The sequence below is a fragment of the Aquibacillus sediminis genome (assembly GCF_005870085.1).
GTDB lineage: Bacteria > Bacillota > Bacilli > Bacillales > Amphibacillaceae > Aquibacillus_E > Aquibacillus_E sediminis.
Genome location: NZ_SZNM01000034.1, coordinates 1 through 18,773, shown reverse-complemented (window position 1 = coordinate 18,773; position 18,773 = coordinate 1). Strand labels below are relative to the sequence as shown.

The window sequence follows — 18,773 nt, the reverse complement described above, 5'->3', positions numbered from 1 at the left end:
TATGTTGAAAGCACTTGTCGAAGTGTGACTATTCTTATATGATAGATATTGATCTAAAAAAATCTATATATTTCTTAATTTAGTGGATTAGGATAGGAGTATGGTGATGAAGGAGATTACTCGTAAGTTAAATGGTGAAATTGAAAGACTAACTAATAAAACATTTAAGTTTGATGAGCGAATAAAAGAGGGATGGTTTTCGGCAGTTTATTTTTTAAAAACAAAAGAGATTGCAGAAGAAGTTATACCTGATAATCGTGTGACAATGCAATTTTTCCAAAAGAGCAATGCCGTACTATGTGGTACAGATGAAGCAATTGCTTTATTACATACATTTGCTGACAACCCTGAACAACTTGAGATTCACTCATTAAAAGATGGTGACAAAATAAGTCCATATGAAACAGTGCTAACCGTAACTGGTCCTTACCAATCATTCGGGTATTTAGAAGGGATTATCGACGGTATTTTAGCAAGAAGAACGTCGGTTGCTACAAATGTATATAATGTGGTGAAGGCTGCTCGAACATCAGGAAAAAAGAAACCAATTATATTTATGGGTGATCGTGATGATCATTATACTCAGCAAGCAGGAGATGGATATGCTGCATTTATTGGTGGATCAACAGCACAAGCAACCCATGCGATGAATGAATGGTGGGGAAAACAGGGGATGGGAACTATGCCACATGCCATCATTCAAATGTTTGAAGGGGACGTTGTAAAAGCTGCCAAGGCCTATCAGAAAGTTTATCCAGAGGATGAGCTTATGGTATTGGTTGATTATAATAATGATGTCATTACTGATTCGCTAAGAGTTGCACGTGAATTTGGGGATCAGTTAAAAGGCGTACGTATCGATACTTCTAAAAATATGGTAGATAAATATTTCTGGAGAAATCAGCATATAATGGGGACATTTGATCCACGTGGGGCGAATTCAAAATTAATCGTCGCGCTTAGAGAAGCGCTGGATCAAGAAGGATTCAATCACGTAAAAATAATGGTTACTGGCGGACTGAATGAACAACGGATTCGTGAGTTTGAAGAAACAAATATTCCAGTTGATATGTATGGGATAGGTAGAAACCTATTGAACATTCATATTGGTTTTACTGGGGATAATGTTTTGCTAAACGGAGAGCACCAAGCAAAAGAGGGACGACGTTATCATCCAAACCCACGATTAAAGAAAGTAGAATATACAGAAAACAACTAAAACTCTAAATCAAGCTTAATAAATCATTTTGATTTATCTAGCAACATGACGTTGCTAACTAAAATAAATAGATATCCGAGAGTGAAGACGAAATATCACTCATCTTTGGAGGTTCTTGTTATGACAACTTACCATTTTATTGGTATAAAAGGGACTGGAATGAGTGCACTAGCTCAGATCTTAAAAGATTCTGGAGAGGAAGTGCAAGGTTCTGATGTAGAAAAAACCTTTTTTACACAAACAGCATTAGAACAAAAAGATATTCCTATTTTTCCTTTTTCTAAGAATAACATCACAGAAGGATTAACCATTATTGCAGGCAATGCGTTTAACGATGATCACGAAGAAATTCAAGAGGCTAAACGATTGGGGTTAACCTATTATCGTTACCATGAATTTTTAGGTGAATGGTTAAAACAGTTCACTAGTATTGCAGTAACTGGTGCACATGGAAAAACATCAACAACAGGTTTGTTAGCTCATGTATTAGATCAGACTTATCCAATCTCCTATTTAATTGGGGATGGATCTGGTAAAGGACATGTTGAAAGTGATTATTTTGTCTTTGAGGCATGTGAGTATCGCAGACACTTTCTGCAATATCAACCAGATTATGCGATTATGACGAATATAGACTTTGATCATCCTGATTACTTTACTAGTATTGATGATGTCTTTCAATCCTTTCAACAAATGGCTGACCTTGTAAAAAAAGGAATTATTGCTTGTGGGGATGATGAATACCTACAACAAATCCAAGCAAAAGTGCCAGTTATTTACTATGGTTTTTCTGATACAAATGACTTTCAAGCGCAAAATGTTCACGAAGATGAAACAGGAACGACCTTTGATGTATTTGTAAGGAATACGTTTTATGATACGTTCACGATTCCTACGTATGGAAATCATAACGTCTTAAATGCATTAGGCGTTATTGCATTATGTCATTATGAAGATATGCAGGCAGAAGATATTAAAAAAATTGGTTCATTTCAAGGGGTTAAACGTCGTTTTACTGAAAAAGAAGTAGGTACACAAGTTTTAATAGATGACTATGCACATCACCCAAAAGAAATTGAAGCAACAATTGAATCGGCTAGAAAAAAATATCGATCAAAATCAGTCATTGCAATTTTTCAGCCACATACCTATACGAGAACGAAAACATTTTTACAGCAATTTGCTGACAGTTTGCAACAAGCGGACCATGTTTATCTCTGTGACATTTTTGGATCTGCTCGTGAAGATGACGGTAAATTGACGATTCATGATTTAAAGAACTTAGTAGAAGGGTGTCAACTTCTAAGTCAAGAGAATACGACCGTATTAAAACAGTATACAGATAGCGTACTAATTTTTATGGGAGCTGGAGACATTCAAAAGTTCCAACAAACCTATGAAAAAGAGCTGGAAACAGTAAAAGATTAGGAATTTTAAAATAAAAGAAGGACTATTGGCTTTTGTTATCGAATTAGAAAAGGGAGGGAGTTATACCCTTCCTTTTTTCGTACCTAAAGAAACTATGAATTATTAGAATGTGAAAATCTATAACATAGTTAAATTGTTATACTAAACAATTTAAATCAAACTGAGTTATGCCTGCTCCTAAGGCTTATATATGAATAATGGCCGTTTTTTTTACAAATTTTTAAAAGTAGGTATAATTTTGTCTATTACGGTTGATTTTAAAAACAGAGTGTTTATGTTTATCCTTTTTATGGCAAGGGTAAATTATAGACAGGTAATTTAATTATATCTTAATACATATTGATCGGTTTGAAATGATACCAAAACATAATGCTAGATGAAGAAGGAGTTGGTTAAGAAACCATGGTTAATCTACTTTATATTGCAGCTTTAATTGCAGCAATAGCTTTCGCCGTGTTAGTTATTTATCTCGCTAAAGTTTTAAAGGCAACACAACGAACATTGACACATGTTGCCGACACATTAGAAGGCCTCGAAAGACAAATGGAAGGCATAACTGTTGAAACGACATCCTTGTTAAATAAAACGAATAAACTTGCCGAGGATATAAACGAAAAGGCAGTTAAAATGAATACACTAGTAGATGGCATTAAAGGGGTAGGGGATACAGTCTCAGATTTTAATCAGTCGCTACGAAACCTATCAACAAGTGTAACAAATGCATCAAACTTAGATCATGATACGTCAGCTCAAGCTATGAAGTGGGGAACAGTTTTCATGAATCTTTGGAAGAAAAGAAAAAGTGAGTAATGAATTAATTTCATAAAAAATAGCTTAGGGAGGAATTGGAATGAGTAACCAAGAAGAACAAAATCAAAATATTAATAGTAAAGATTTTTTAATTGGTTCGTTAATTGGAGGTATTGTAGGTGCATCTGTAGCGTTATTGTTTGCTCCTAAATCAGGGAAAGAATTGCGAGATGATCTTAACCAAGGTGCAGAATACGTTAGAGACCGTGCTACAGAATGGAAAGACGTAGCATATGAAAAAGGAAATGAATGGAAGGATTATGCAGCAGATACTTCTTCACAAGTCACTCAAAATGTTTCCGAAAAGTCTCAACAGCTTGGAAGTAAAGTAAAAGACACAACAGAGACAATTCAACAAAAGGTAAAAGAATTCTCTAATAAAGAAGAGCAAGATCCAGAAGAGGCTGCTCAGGAAGTGGCACAGGCAATAGAGGATGCAGCAGAAGAATTAGAAAATAAGCAAGACCAAACGTCATCTTAATTTAGTGTAAAAAGGAACCTATGGACCTAACTTTAACAAAAGTTAGGTCATCATACATATGATTTCAAAAACATTCATTCAACGTAGTAGAGAATATAGGTCTGAATGTAAAAAAACTAGCGCATTCACTAAAAAGGATAAGTGATTGCGCTAGTTTTTTCTAATGTTTTCCAGTTATTGTTTTACCACTTAATGGTAATCGAGTCATTTTCAGATAAAGGATCGGTAAAGGAAGCGGGTTGGTTATTTTTTAGTATTTGTACGTTGCCATGTACATCTGATAGATCGAGTGACACAAAACGGAAAATATCCTGGAAAATAAACGGTTCGTTTTCTGCTGGCATCGTTTTGATAGAATCCCCTCGTTTTAGGTAATCGGATGTTGTTAACAAGTGTCCATCACGATAAATAGATAGCTTTTGTTTCGTTAAAGTAACTGGCTCATTATTGAACGTAACATGTAGTGTCACTTCGTAATCTAAGTCAAGATGAGTTAACACGATTTCTAAGGGAAGTTGGTCCGTTCTTTCCATGGATATCACATCTTCAGCTTTAAGTGTATGACTAATCCCAACGCTATTACCGTTAATCAGTATGTTATTTTCGTAAGGCAATATTACTTTTTGTTGATTCACATATAAATAAAATGAACCAAGTTGTTGCAATTTATCGTATTGACCGATCTGTTGGAAAAAGTCTTCAATCGTTTTTGTTGACTTAACCTCAATCGTATCATGATCATGAACAATGTAGTCGGCATTTTTCTCTTGCCCATTTACAAATACGTTTGATCGAATTAATATATTTTGATCATTAAATTTTACGGAAAAGTTTGGCATGTCACCAATTATATGTTTTATTTTAACAATCGGCTCTTTACCGTCTTCCCCTTTTACTACAAGGATTTCATCACCATCTTGTATAGGTGAGTCAATTGTTGAATCTACCCCATTTAACACGACTTGTGGGCTTTGTCCATATGTTCCTGGTAGTGTAATGTCTCTCCCATTAACATGAATGATGTAGGCCATCCCTGGTTTGCCATATAACTTATCAATATCAATGCCAGCTGCTAATAAGCAGTCACCGATTGTCAACTCTTTCATATCAAAAAGTCGAACGGTTCGATGATTAACGGTAACACTTATGTAATGAATCGGATTTTGTTTGGCTGCGATTGCGATTCCAATTGGTGTGACAAATGTAGGTCCAATTGGAAGTGTGTCTATTTGTTCCAAAGATTGGATAGCATCGATTCCTCTAATTGCTACACGATTATTAGGTAACTGTAATTTGCTTGCCAATCTATTCGTTATTTCAGGGGTCATACTCCCTCCGCCAACGAGCATGACCGCCTTTGGTGGCTTGTTATTTAGCCGTATAATTTCATTTGCGATCGTTTCAACTAATCCATCAATCTCTGTCGTGACGGCTGCTACAAGGTCTTGATAATCAATTACTTGCTCAAATCCTAAAATGTCTGTACTAGTAGCCGGCATGTCTTCTTTAATTTGACGCTTAACAAGTTCTGCTTGAGGAAAGTCTAGTAGATAATGGTCACTAACAGCTTCCGTAATTTCATCTCCTGCTTTTGGTACCATTCCATAAGCTGTAACCGTTCCTTGTTCGGTAATGGCAATATCACTTGTACCTGCACCGATATCGACCAAGGCGACATTTAAACGTCTCATCGATGGAGGGATAAGTACATTAATAGCAGCGATTGGTTCAAGCGTTAAAGCTTCCATTTCTAAATCGGCACGGTGTAGTGCGGCAATTAAGGATTCAACTACGACTTTAGGCAAGAACGTTGCAATGATTTCTACTTCTACTTTGTCACCTTGTTGATCAATTAAGGATCCAATTACTCGGTCATCTAATTTATATTGTAGGACAGAATAACCAACACAATAGTAATGGTCTCTTGAATTATTTTCTTCTTCAACTGCCAAATCATGCTGTGCATTTTGAACAGCACTAAACTCTAAAAAAAGGATGTCTTCTTTATTCATTAATGGTTGTTCACCAACTGATTTAGTAATCGTCGTCCGTTTTGTTTTTAACGCTCTACCAGCCGCAGCAACACAAACAGATGTTAATGGTCCGTGTTTTTGTTCTAGTTTCTGCTTCACCGATATAATGACGTCTGCAACAGAAACGACATCATGAATCTGCCCGTCTAACATAGACCGTTCGTGATGTTCTTGGATACAATAGTCTATTAATTGATAGTTATCCTTCGTTTTTTGTAAAATTAAACCAACAACCGTTCGAGTACCTATATCTAATGCGAAAATCTGCTCTGTCACTGTCATAATCTCCTTCATTATTAAAATAAAAAGCAAGAATTTACAAAATATTTCAACTTAATGGTGACAAGTGAGAAAAAGTTAGCTATAATAATCTCTAATTATTAAAATTATCATACTTTGACAGAACATGAAATAGAAACCGGGGGGCATTTTAAATGAGTAATGAACAATTAGAACAATTACGTGAAAAGTTAGACCAAGTGAATTTAGAAATCTTAGATCTAATCAACAGTCGTGCCGAGATTGTTCAACAAATTGGCCAAATTAAGGAAAAGCAGAGCACCATTCGTTTTGACCCAGTTAGAGAGCGTGACATGCTAAATACAATTACGAAACATAACAATGGTCCATTTGAGAATTCAACCTTAGAGCATTTGTTTAAAGAGATTTTTAAAGCAAGTTTAGAACTACAAGAAGATGACCATCGCAAAGCGTTACTTGTATCAAGAAAGAAAAAACCAGAGGATACGGTGATTGATATAAACGGTGAGAAATTTGGTGATGGTGACAGGCACTTTATTTTTGGTCCGTGTGCGGTAGAAAGTTATGAACAAGTTGCAAAAGTTGCAGAAGCTGTCAAACAACAAGGACATAAGTTGTTACGTGGTGGTGCATTTAAACCAAGAACGTCTCCATATGATTTCCAAGGGCTAGGGTTTGAAGGGCTACAAATTCTAAAACGTGTAGCAGATGAGTATGATCTAGCTGTTGTGAGTGAAATCGTAAATCCGGCGGATATCGAAAAAGCGGCAGATTATATTGATGTCATTCAAATTGGTGCACGTAATATGCAAAACTTCGAACTTCTAAAAGCGGCAGGAGATGTGAATAAGCCAGTTCTACTGAAAAGAGGAATGTCGGCAACTATCTCTGATTTTATTAATGCTGCTGAATATATTAATTCACGAGGTAATGGAGACATTATCCTATGTGAACGTGGTATTCGAACTTATGAGAAGGCAACACGTAATACATTAGATATTACTGCTGTTCCAATCTTGAAGCAAGAAACCCATCTACCTGTAATGGTCGACGTGACACACTCAACGGGAAGAAGAGACCTACTACTTCCTGCAGCTAAAGCTGCATTAGCGATAGGAGCTGATGGCGTCATGGCAGAAGTACATCCAGACCCTGCAGTGGCTCTTTCTGACTCCGCACAGCAGATGGATATCGACACGTTCCATTCTTTCATGAACGAGTTAGTTGGTAACAAGAATTTACAACGATAATGCTAGTTACAAAACTAGTCTGCTTCTTTGAATTAAGTCGAAGAGGCAGGCTTTTTGTTTTGCATCATTAAACGTCGGAGTTTATGTTTGTAATGAGGTAATCATGGTCTTTAGATGCAGTTTGTTGATTAATTGAGCAATATCTTAGTTAAATTAATCAACAGAGACTACAAATTTCGATAAATTTGGTATAATAGGGTACAATGCTTGTAAATGCTGATATTAATAAGTTCGTGTTTGCTCAAAGCAGTATGAATATCGTATGATAAATAAAAATGAAACGTTTCAATTATTCAGGAGGTAAATAGGTTATGAATGTAACAATATATGATGTAGCGAGAGAAGCAAATGTATCAATGGCGACAGTATCCAGAGTTGTAAATGGTAATCCAAATGTGAAGCCAGCAACAAGAAAAAAAGTTTTAAACACGATTGAACAATTAGGTTATCGACCAAATGCGGTAGCAAGAGGACTTGCAAGTAAAAAAACTACAACAGTTGGTGTGATCATCCCAGATATTTCTAGTATCTTTTTCTCTGAATTAGCAAGAGGTATTGATGATATTGCTACCATGTATAAATATAATATCATTCTTAGTAATTCAGACCAAAATAAAGATAAAGAACTACAATTAATCAACACCATGCTTGAAAAACAAGTGGATGGGATTATCTTTATGGGTGGGGATATAAGTGAAGAACATGTTCAACAACTAAAGACTTCACCTGTTCCAGTTTCATTAGCCGCAACGGTTGATTCAACAAATACGATCCCATCAGTCAATATTGATTATGAACAAGCTGCATATGAGGCAACGACCTTACTAATTAATAACGGTTCACCTCATCCTGCATTTGTCACAACCCATGAGGCTATTGAAATAAATAAATTAAAATATAAAGGCTTTGAACGTGCGTTACAAGAGCATAATCAAGAAATTCAACCTGAATTAGTGATTGAAGGAGACTTTACTTATGATTCAGGTCTAGAAGCTGCTGGACAACTAGCGGAAATGGAAAACAAACCAACTGGCGTTTTTGTTGCTTCAGATGAGATGGCTTTAGGGGTTATACATGGTTTCCAAGATAAAGGATTACGTGTTCCTGAAGATATAGAAGTATTTGGTTTTAATAATACAAGAATTTCAACAATGGTTCGTCCAACATTATCAACGATTGTTCAACCGATGTATGATATTGGCGCTGTAGCCATGAGGCTATTGACGAAGTATATGAATAAAGAAGAAGTAGAAGAACAAAATGTAATTCTTCCTCATCGAATTGTTGAAAGAGACTCAACAAAATCAAATTAATACCGATATTATAAGAGGAAGGAAGTAATTTTGGGCTTTGTAATTTGTTAAAGACCTAACATAAGCTTAGTGCAAAAGATTCTTTCTTAACCAAATACATCTTAAAAGTAACATGTCATCATAGATTTTCATCTGTTATAAGACTCGTTGCTTTAACTGTTAGGGAGAGAGAATATGAAAAAGACAGATCTTTTAACACCAATCGGTATTACATTAGGCTTCGTCATGATAATGTTTGGAATTCTTACTAGCGGTGGAAGTAGTGGTTTTGTTCTGTTTTTGCAACTTTCTGCTATATTAATCGTAATTGGTGGACTTTTTGCCGCACTTTTAATTAACTTTAATATTAATCAAATAAAATTAGCTAGATATGTAATTAAAGAAGCATTTAATAAAAAAGAGCAAAATTTATCTGATTTAATTAACCTATTTATAGGTCTTGCAGAAAAGGCTAGGCGTGAAGGTCTACTTGCGTTGGAAACGGAATTAGATGATGTTGAAGATCCTTTTATTAAAAAAGGTATTCTCCTAGCTGTTGATGGAATAGAACCTGAAGTGATTAGTGATATTATGAGTGCTGAAATTACTGCAATGGAAGAGCGGCATCAAAAAGGTAGAATTATTATTGAAAAAGCAGGAGAGTTTGCGCCTGCTTGGGGAATGATTGGTACATTAATTGGTCTTGTCCTAATGCTGAATAATTTAGAAGACCCTAGTACACTTGGCCCTAATATGGCTGTAGCGCTATTAACGACTTTCTATGGTACTGTATTAGCAAATCTAGTATTTTTGCCAATGGCAGGGAAATTAGAAATGAAAACAGATGAAGAAGTATTTTTAAAACAGATTGTAATTGAAGGCGTTATTGGTGTACAATCCGGTCAAAACCCACGAATCTTGGAAGAAAAACTAAGTGCGTTTTTACCAACCGATAATAAAAATATAGACTCTGATGAACTTATGGAGGAACAGGTCAATGAAGCTTAGGAGAAGAAAAAAGCGAATTGACAAAGGGGCTCCAAAATGGATGGTTACATATTCAGATATGGTAACATTGGTGTTAGTATTTTTTGTTTTACTTTTTTCCATGTCACAGCTTGATTTAGCTAAATTTGAAGCATTGCAAGAATCATTTCGTAATCAAGGCATTTTTGATCATAATTCATCAGCAGTGTTAGAAGAAGATCATAATGCAGGAGAAGATTTGGAGAATGAACAGACTGATCATGAAGAAGATGAGTCAGAAATTGATCAACAAGAACTAGAAGAAGATTCATTAGATGAACTATTAGAAGAAGTGGAAACTTTTTTAGATGAGAATCAGTTAAATAATGTAATTTCTGCTACGAGAACGGAAGAGGGTGTGGTTTTAACACTTCAAGAAGTTATCTTATTTAATTCTGCAGAAGCAGAAATTCTTGAAAAGGGAAAGCCATTCCTTGAAAAGGTTGGTGTTCTATTAAGCAATATTCCGAATGATGTAAGAGTGGAGGGACACACGGATACACGTCCGATCGCTACCCATCGCTATCCATCAAATTGGGAATTATCTGGTGCAAGAGCAAGCAGTGTGATTCGACATATTCTTAATCATAATGATCTTGAAGAGGATCGCTTTATCGCAGCAGGCTATAGTGATACAAGACCAGTTGCTGAAAATACAACGCCAGAAAATATGAGCAAGAATCGAAGAGTTGAAATAGTTATTTTAGAATTAGAGCAATCATAAGAGAAAATCTTCCTAGACACAGTCAGTCAAGGAAGATTTTTTAGTATGCATTTATACTCTTTATTACAAGTTTTTTTACGGAATTTGTTACGCATTTGCTGTATTATGTGCATTAACTTTTATAATAGTTTTTTAATTTGAGTACTTTTTCTATAGATAGTGCGCATTTAGTGCTTTTCATACATCATCCAGCGCTTTTTCTCAAGATCCTGCGTATTTACGTTTTTTTCATACATCATCTAGCGTTTTTTCTCAAGATCCTGCGTATTTATAGCTTTTTCATACATCATCTAGCGCTTTTTCCAAAGATCCTGCGTATTTATAGCTTTTTCATACATCATCTAGCGCTTTTTCCAAAGATCCTGCGTATTTACGGCTTTTTCATACATCATCCAGTGCTTTTTCCAAAGATCCTGCGTATTTACGACTTTTTCATACATCATCCAGCACTTTTTTCAAAGATCCAGCGTATTTACGGCTTTTTCATACATCATCCAGTGCTTTTTTCAAAGATCCAGCGTATTTACGGCTTTTTCATACATCATCCAGTGCTTTTTCCGTTGATTCCGTGTAAGTTGAAAATCACTGCACCACTAGTTTAAGTAGTTAATAATTTACTACATATAATACAGCTTATACGTAGGTAACAACTATTTTAGAGAAAGCGATGATTTTTTTGTTTTAGCTATGGTCCAAATTAAAATGCTGTTTGTTTCGAGCGAATTTCAAGGCATGGTCTAAGACATTTCTATTTTTTTCTTCTATTTCTTTTTTTCTTGGTATTGGATGATAAATAGTTTTATCATCATGCCAAGTAGTAGGTAAGGTGACAGGAGAAGATCCATGCCATTTTTTTATCCATTCATTTGGTAAATTCCCTGTAAGTATTTGTTGTTGCTGCATAGTACTCCAAATTTGACTCCAAGCTCTTGGTACAACCCGCCAAATATCATAACCACCACCACCTAAAGCAACCCATCTTCCTTCACAGTATGTGTGTGCTATTTCGTGCGCAAGTTTTGGAATAAATTCATAAGTTGCCATGGTTGAGGATAAATGAGTTAAAGGATCATAACAATGTGCATCTGCACCATTTTGAGTAATAATTACATCTGGTTGGAAATAGGCAGCAATTTCTTCTAGAGCTGTTTGATACACTTCAAGAAAAGATTCGTCTTCTGTGAAAGCATCAATTGGAACATTAAAAGAATAACCATAACCTTGTTTAATTCCACGCTCATTTGCATTACCAGTTCCAGGAAATAAATATCTCCCTGTTTCATGAATGGATAGTGTACATACATTGGGATCATCATAAAAGACAGATTGTACACCGTCACCATGATGGGCATCGGTATCCACATATAATACACGTAAATTGTACTTTTCTCTTATATATTTAATAGCAATCGCACCATCATTATAAATACAAAAGCCAGATGCTTTCCTTTTGAATCCATGATGTAATCCCCCACCTAAATTAAGTGCATGGGCTACATTGCCTTCTAATACTTGATCAACAGCAGTTAATGTCCCGCCAACGAGTAAAGAAGAAGCTTGGTGCATGTTTGTAAACATTGGTGTATCCTCTGTACCCAATCCATAGGGTAAACCTTCTGCAGTCGATAGAGTGCCGTTACTGGCCTTCTTAACTGCATTAACGTAGTTCTTATCATGTACTAATAATAGTTCTTGCTCTGTTGCTAGACGAGGTTTCACAATTTGAGACGTATCTAGAACACCTGTTTTTTCTAATAAATCTTTGGTCATGGCCACACGTAATTGATTGAATGGGTGATCCGGATTAAATTGATAAGTTTGAAACTGTTCAGAATATATGAAGGCAGCTTTACAGCTCATACATCTGTCTCCATGGAAAGGTTAGGCCATAACACTTCAAAATTAGCTGCTCGTAAATCTTTTATGGTTGGAAGCGGATTCATTGTTTGGATACGAACAACAACGATTTTATACTGTGGGTCTTTATAATTTGGGTATAGAAGTACGGAAGTGATGTTTACTTTCCTTTTTCCAAGGACAGCCATTACTTCAGGTAAAATACCGATCTGATCGGGAACTTTGATTTCAATCTGAGAGCTTTGTACATGTGTTCCAGTTAATTGAATGAGTGTGTAGAGCATGTCTTTCTCTGTCACAATTCCGATTAATTTATTTTCACGGGTGACAGGCAAGCAGGCAAATTCTTCTTCATAAAAAATTGCCGCAATTTCTTCGACAAAATCAAGTGGATGAATCGTAACAACAGGATGACTCATGATAGTTTGTATTTGATGATGGAGTGTTTCAGATTCTTTCTGATTAGTAAAAATCGACGGACTAGCATCCCGAACATCGCGATCGGAAACGATACCGATTACTTTGTTTTGTTGGTCGACAATTGGGATATGTCTTATATGATGATCATTAAGTAATTTAAGCGCCTCAGCAATTGTTGCCTCAGGGGAGAGTGTTATTACATTGGTCTTCATAATATCGGAAACAAGCATGTTAATACCCCTTTCTTTGTGAATGTGATGCATGACGGTCTAAAAAGCGTAGTCGATCAAATTGTTGAATGGATTCTTGTGGTACATGTTTTCCAATCCGGACCATTAAACAATTAGCAGGATGTGAAATGATCTCGGGGTCATCTGTTGGTGCTGGAACTAGACCACCAGCAAACATCATCTTTTCCATTACTTTTCTATAATTCCAAACACTAAGTTTCGTGTCCTTAAGGTCCCAATGCCAATAATATTCTGTTGATATAATAATATAATGCTCCATCATTTCATCTAACATGGATAGTTCGATTAATTGAGAGCCTATTCTTGCGCCACGATATTTTGGGATAACTTCAATCGCACCAAGTTCTAATAGATTTTCCATATTAAAAGTTGACCAGCGCTCTAGAGGGTCTGGGTGAAGGAAAGTAACATAACCAATAATCATAGTATTAGTACGTGCTACCAACACTCGCCCTTCCTTTAAATCAGCAATTTCTTGAAGAGCGATAAACTGTCTATCTGCAGGTCTAAAAGCATTTAATTGTTCATGAAAATTAAACGCTTGCAACTCAACTGAAGAAAGAGGACCTTCCAATACAATGTCACCATGATCCGTATGTACTTTTTTTGACTGGAAGGTTTTACTATGTTCCATTGTCACACCACCTATTCCTATCTTTGTGCTTATTATACAGGAAGGTTTCTCACTTGTTAACTGAAAATTTAATGAATTATAAAGTGGCCCCTTTCAATTGAATATTTTTATTCCGGTGCAACCGTCCGCAAGACTCCCACTTAGTATGAAAAAAAGGCAATCCGCAAAATTATCCGTTCTGTTTCCTTACATTGAAAACAGAACAATACTTTTGGGATTGCCTAAGGTATCCTAATATAAGCTATACTAGCAATGGGTTGAGACTATTCTTCTTCGGAGTCGCTGTTGTTCTCAGAATCACTATTCTCATCTTGATCTTGATCTTGATCGTTTTCATTCTCATTCTCAGGACTATCCGATTCTTCTGGAGTGTCAGAATCATCTGGATTGTTTGGTTCATCCTGTTCATCATCATTAGGTAAATCAGGTATATCTGGTATTTCGGGTTCTGGTTCATCTGAAAAATCTCCAAATTCTACAGTATTTGAAGCTTCAGATTCTTGCCCATAGTAGTCGACGGCAGTAACATGATATACCGCTTGATTATCAGAAATAGAAAATTCTGTATTTGTTGTATTACCGACTAATTGAAAGGATGCATCAGGGTGATCTGCTTGGTAGATTCGATAGCCTACCACATCTTTACTATCTGAATGATTCCAAATCAATGTATCATCAGATTTTTCTACTTGTTCAGGTGTTTGTGGCCGCTTGCCATCATCTTCAATTTCATCGGTGCTAGGTAGAGCAATATCTTCCCAAACACCATCACGATTTGGAATTAACTCACTTAAATCGTCCAACTTATCATAATCGTTGCGTTTCAGCCACTCGGGATTAAAGGCCACCCCTTCTTCTTGGATAAATTCCTCCGGTGTATTTTCATCCGCAATATAAGCCTGCCCATTTACCATCACATAACGCCCATTAATCAAACTGTCGTCTCGTTCATCTGGTATATGTTTAGCATTGAAGATATCAGTTTCAACTAACCCAAGTTCCGTACATAATTCTGATGGTAATAAACCAGATGTTATACAATAGGTTCTTGAAACAATCCCTCCAGGTCGTTCAAACCGTTCACTTGGTGCCATTAATTCTGGATTTCCCTCTGTGGCCGCATTGACCAATTCAGCCCACAATGTTAGACGAGTTGTACTGGCATTGCTAGGTAATCGTTTATTGTGGTCATAGCCTAACCAAACCCCCATCGTTACATTAGGATTGAATCCCATAAACCAGGAGTCATAATCATCGTTGGTTGTACCAGTTTTACCAGCCCAATCCACATTTGGATTTGATAAATTTGATTTAGCCAATCTACCTGTTCCCTCATCTAATACATCACGTAAAATATCAGTTGTTAGATAGGCGGTCTGAGGACTGAATACTTCAACTTCATCTTTTTCGTGCTGATAGATGACTTCGCCGCTATCTGTTTCAATTTTTTCAATCATATAGGCATCGACAAACTTCCCGTCATTACCAAAGGTTGCAAATGCATTGGTGTTTTCTTCGACGGTTACTCCGCGTTCAAGACTTCCTAGAGCCATAGAGGGGTTCGAATGATCTTGGTCTGTTAAAGATGAGAATCCCATTTTTTCTAAGTAATTTTTGACTGGGTCCTCATCAATAATTTGCATGTACGTTTTAGCAGCTGGAACATTTCGAGAATTATACAAGCCATCCCGAACTGATGTTAAACCAAAGTTACGACGTGCATAGTTTCTCGGCGTCCAATCATCAGAACCAGGAATTTCAATAGTTGTATTTGTATCAGCAATTATTGTACCAGGTTGAATAACGCCTTCTTCCATTGCTGGTGCATAAACAAGTAGTGGTTTCATTGTACTACCGTTTTGACGTGTTCCATCTGTTGCGTGATTTACTTGGCTATATTCGTCAAAATCACGTCCTCCAACAAAGCTTATAATCTTGCCTGTACTATTTTCAATGATAATACTGCCGACTTGCACCGGTTCCATAATCGTTTCCTGTTCTCCTGTTACTGGATCAATCACAACTTGTTCTTTTGCAGGTCCATAGTTTTCAAAATTCATAGCAACATCTTGTGTTCGATCATATATTTCTTTATCAATCGTTGTGTGCACTTTATAGCCGTTACGACTTAATTCTCGACCTGCTAGGATGGTATATTCTTCTTTCAATGTTTCGTTATTGTCAAGATCTTCTTCGGTATAGCCATCTTCTATCGCTAAAATATCTCTTACAATTTGTATTGCTCTTTCTTTCACTTCATTTGTTAGGAAAGGATATTCATCTAATGATGAAGGTGATGGCTCCGTAAAGTCAGCTGTAATATCATAATTACTCGCTTGTTCGTATTGGGATTGGGTAATATACCCGCCCTCTAACATACGCTCTAATACAGTATTCATTCGATTAAGACCGGGTTCTAGGCCTTCCTCACTTTTTAAATCCCCACTATTGGTAAACGGGGTGTAGTAAGAAGGGCTTTGCGGAAGACCAGCGATAAAAGCGGCCTGAGCTAGGTTAATATCCTCGGCGTTAATACCAAAGATACCTTGTGCTGCTGTTTGAATCCCTGCAATATTTTCCCCATTAGCATTACGACCAAATGGGACTATATTTAAATAGGCTTCTAGTATTTCATCTTTTTCAAAAAAACGTTCGAGTCGTAGTGCTAATAATATTTCCTTTGCCTTCCGTTCAAAGGAAACTTCATTTGTAAGAATTTGGTTCTTAATAATTTGTTGGGTTAATGTACTACCACCAGTTTTTATTGCAGAATTGGTAGCTTCTTGATAAACCGCTCGTAAAATTGCTTTTGGAACAATTCCGTTATGGGTTTGAAAGTATTCATCTTCTGTAGCAATAATCGCTTCTTTCACATTGTCGGATACCTCATTTAATGTTACTTCCTCGCGATATAAATCAGAGTTGATTTCACCTAAAAATACATTGTTAGAGAAATATATTTCGGAAGTTTCTTCATAGTTGTATATATCATTTTCCATTTGGCTACGTGTACGAACTTCTTCATCATCAACTAGCGATGCAAAGTAACCAGCACCAACGCCTCCAGCAAAAAATAAACCGATTATTCCGAGAATCATAAAAAATAAGATTACGTTCCATACAACATCATATGTAATTCGATAGCTTTTTTGAAAAGTTCCTGTTCGCCACCATTCTTTCCATTTTGATAAAAATTTATGAAAAAGTCCTTTATTCACGTTAAAACCCTCCTAAACATCAATCTTTATTATAGCATATAAGTCAAATAGACGTGACGAATATGGGAGTGATTTGTTGCATTTTTTGCGATAGTATGTTATTAATGTATCACAATCAAATATAAATAAGCGCTGAAAGAATTTAGTAGCAATTAACTCCCTTTCTAAGAGAGCTGACGGTTGGTGAAAGTCAGTATAAAGTTAACTTGCGAAGTACACTCTGGAGCTTCTTCTTCAATGAAGACGGTGAAGATACTCATCGTTATTTCCTTAAGTGACAAACGCACGTTTGTAACAAGGGTGGTACCGCGAGCAACCTCGTCCCTTTTTTGGGAGGAGGCTTTTTAGTGTGGATTTATAATTGGTATCGATCAAATTTCGCTAGTAAAGGAGTAGTAAATATGGATATTTTAGCAGATTTACAGGAACGTGGATTAATTAATCAAACAACAGATGATGATGGGTTAAAAAAACATTTAGAGGAAAATGTTGTAACACTTTACTGTGGTTTTGATCCAACAGCAGACAGTTTGCATATTGGCCATCTTCTCCCAATTTTAATGTTAAAAAGATTTCAAAAAGCAGGACATCGTCCAATTGCCTTGATTGGTGGAGGAACAGGGATGATTGGTGATCCGAGTGGTCGTTCAACAGAAAGACAATTGAACGATCATGCAACCGTACAACATTTCAGTCAAAGCATAAAAAAACAAATGGCAAGAATATTGAATTTTGATCAAGGTGAAAATGCTGCAGTTGCCAGGGATAACTATGAATGGCTTTCCAAAATGACGATCATTGACTTCTTACGAGATACAGGGAAACATTTTGGTATCAATTATATGTTAGCAAAAGATTCTGTTGAATCACGTCTAGAAAATGGAATTTCTTTTACCGAATTTACTTACATGATTTTACAATCTGTTGATTTCCTAAACTTATACGAAAAAGAAAATTGTACCTTGCAAATAGGTGGTAGTGACCAGTGGGGTAACATTACTGCGGGCATGGAGTTAATTCGTCGTACAAAGAGTGGAGAGGATGGAGAAGCAAAAGCTTATGGACTAACTGTTCCACTAATTACGAAAGCGGATGGAACAAAATTTGGTAAAACCGCTGGTGGAGCTGTATGGCTAGATCCTGAAAAAACGTCTCCTTATGAATTTTACCAGTTCTGGATTAATACCGATGATCGTGACGTCATCAAATTTATCAAGTACTTCACTTTCCTTGAAAAAGAAGAAATTGATCAATTACAAACAGAATTAGAAACAGCCCCTGAAAAACGAGTGCCACATACACGATTGGCTGAAGAAATGGTGAAATTAGTCCACGGGGAAGAAGCGTTAAAACAAGCACAAAAAATAACACAGGCCCTTTTTAGTGGTGAATTACAGAACTTAAATGGTGCAGAAATTGAACAAGGATTTAAAGATGTTCCTTCTGTTACCTTTAGTAAAGAGCCTATCGGATTAGTTGATTTATTAGTACAAGCGAAAATTTCACAATCAAAACGACAAGCGCGTGAAGATATTAATAACGGTGCTGTTTACATTAATGGGGAAAGAAATCAAGATGTATCCTATGAGCTGGGTGATCAAGACAGAATTGATGATAAATTTACCATTATTCGCCGAGGGAAAAAGAAGTATTTCTTAATTCGATTTGAATAAGAGGGAAGGCTACCAACTTAAGTTGGTGGTCTTTTTTTGGCTCTACAATATTTGTTGGGGTGTTTTGAAAATTTGAGCACAAAAAAACACGCAAACTCCTATATCCTTTACACTTGAATTGACTAGAAACAAGAAAGGGATAGGAGTGCGTGTAAATGAATTTTAACATGAATTTGCCAGGATTAGAAGACGTAAT

At 36.2% G+C, this 18,773-nt stretch carries 14 protein-coding genes and 1 other annotated feature; of the genes, 9 read left to right on the top strand and 5 right to left on the bottom strand.

Features of this window, described 5'->3' with window-relative positions; genetic code table 11:
- Positions 1-106: 106 nt before the first annotated feature.
- From FCI53_RS19380 to FCI53_RS19365, 4 genes are all read left to right on the top strand, one after another.
- A complete protein-coding gene (locus FCI53_RS19380) occupies positions 107-1,219 on the top strand; it encodes a nicotinate phosphoribosyltransferase (RefSeq protein WP_138420654.1) in 1,113 nt (370 codons plus the stop codon).
- Positions 1,220-1,339: 120 nt separating this feature from the next.
- Complete coding sequence (gene murC / locus FCI53_RS19375) at positions 1,340-2,647, top strand: UDP-N-acetylmuramate--L-alanine ligase (protein WP_138420653.1); 1,308 nt, start codon at positions 1,340-1,342, stop codon at positions 2,645-2,647.
- A gap of 402 nt (positions 2,648-3,049) precedes the next feature.
- Positions 3,050-3,457, top strand: a complete 408-nt coding sequence (locus tag FCI53_RS19370) for a DUF948 domain-containing protein (RefSeq protein WP_138420652.1) — start codon at positions 3,050-3,052, stop codon at positions 3,455-3,457.
- 40 nt (positions 3,458-3,497) lie between these two features.
- Positions 3,498-3,938, top strand: a complete 441-nt coding sequence (locus tag FCI53_RS19365; RefSeq protein WP_138420651.1) for a YtxH domain-containing protein — start codon at positions 3,498-3,500, stop codon at positions 3,936-3,938.
- A 182-nt stretch (positions 3,939-4,120) separates the two neighbouring features.
- On the opposite strand, the gene pilM is transcribed toward FCI53_RS19365, so the two are convergent.
- Positions 4,121-6,253 carry a cell division protein FtsA gene (gene pilM, locus FCI53_RS19360; protein ID WP_138420650.1) on the bottom strand — a complete coding sequence of 711 codons (2,133 nt, stop codon included), beginning with the start codon at positions 6,251-6,253 and terminating at the stop codon, positions 4,121-4,123.
- Between the two features lie 152 nt (positions 6,254-6,405).
- Here pilM and FCI53_RS19355 point away from each other — a divergent pair, with 152 nt between their 5' ends.
- From FCI53_RS19355 to motS, 4 genes are all read left to right on the top strand, one after another.
- The gene (locus tag FCI53_RS19355) at positions 6,406-7,482 is read left to right on the top strand and encodes a bifunctional 3-deoxy-7-phosphoheptulonate synthase/chorismate mutase (RefSeq protein WP_138420649.1); all 1,077 of its coding nucleotides are present in this window, start codon (positions 6,406-6,408) and stop codon (positions 7,480-7,482) included.
- 311 nt (positions 7,483-7,793) lie between these two features.
- A complete protein-coding gene (gene ccpA, locus FCI53_RS19350) occupies positions 7,794-8,795 on the top strand; it encodes a catabolite control protein A (protein WP_138420648.1) in 1,002 nt (333 codons plus the stop codon).
- 174 nt (positions 8,796-8,969) lie between these two features.
- Positions 8,970-9,782 carry a flagellar motor protein MotP gene (gene motP, locus FCI53_RS19345; protein WP_138420647.1) on the top strand — a complete coding sequence of 271 codons (813 nt, stop codon included), beginning with the start codon at positions 8,970-8,972 and terminating at the stop codon, positions 9,780-9,782.
- Positions 9,772-10,524 carry a flagellar motor protein MotS gene (motS, locus tag FCI53_RS19340; RefSeq protein ID WP_138420646.1) on the top strand — a complete coding sequence of 251 codons (753 nt, stop codon included), beginning with the start codon at positions 9,772-9,774 and terminating at the stop codon, positions 10,522-10,524. Before motP ends, motS begins: the two co-directional genes overlap by 11 nt.
- Before the next feature lie 681 nt (positions 10,525-11,205).
- Here motS and FCI53_RS19335 read toward each other — a convergent pair.
- The 4 genes from FCI53_RS19335 to FCI53_RS19320 all read right to left on the bottom strand — a co-directional run bounded on the left by FCI53_RS19335 (position 11,206) and on the right by FCI53_RS19320 (position 16,904).
- Complete coding sequence (locus tag FCI53_RS19335; protein ID WP_138420645.1) at positions 11,206-12,384, bottom strand: acetoin utilization protein AcuC; 1,179 nt, start codon at positions 12,382-12,384, stop codon at positions 11,206-11,208.
- Entirely contained in the window at positions 12,381-13,031 is a 651-nt protein-coding gene (locus tag FCI53_RS19330) for an acetoin utilization AcuB family protein (RefSeq protein ID WP_138420644.1), read from the bottom strand. The genes FCI53_RS19335 and FCI53_RS19330 overlap by 4 nt, the downstream gene beginning before the upstream one ends.
- Position 13,032: 1 nt before the next feature.
- Positions 13,033-13,686, bottom strand: a complete 654-nt coding sequence (locus FCI53_RS19325) for a GNAT family N-acetyltransferase (RefSeq protein WP_138420643.1) — start codon at positions 13,684-13,686, stop codon at positions 13,033-13,035.
- A 263-nt stretch (positions 13,687-13,949) separates the two neighbouring features.
- Entirely contained in the window at positions 13,950-16,904 is a 2,955-nt protein-coding gene (locus tag FCI53_RS19320; RefSeq protein WP_138420642.1) for a transglycosylase domain-containing protein, read from the bottom strand.
- Positions 16,905-17,027: 123 nt separating this feature from the next.
- Positions 17,028-17,233: a binding site (T-box leader), on the top strand.
- A gap of 72 nt (positions 17,234-17,305) precedes the next feature.
- Between FCI53_RS19320 and tyrS the strand changes: the two genes are divergently transcribed.
- Positions 17,306-18,577 (top strand): tyrosine--tRNA ligase, encoded by a 1,272-nt coding sequence (gene tyrS / locus FCI53_RS19315; RefSeq protein WP_138420674.1) that lies wholly within the window; start codon positions 17,306-17,308, stop codon positions 18,575-18,577.
- The last annotated feature ends 196 nt before the right edge of the window (positions 18,578-18,773 follow it).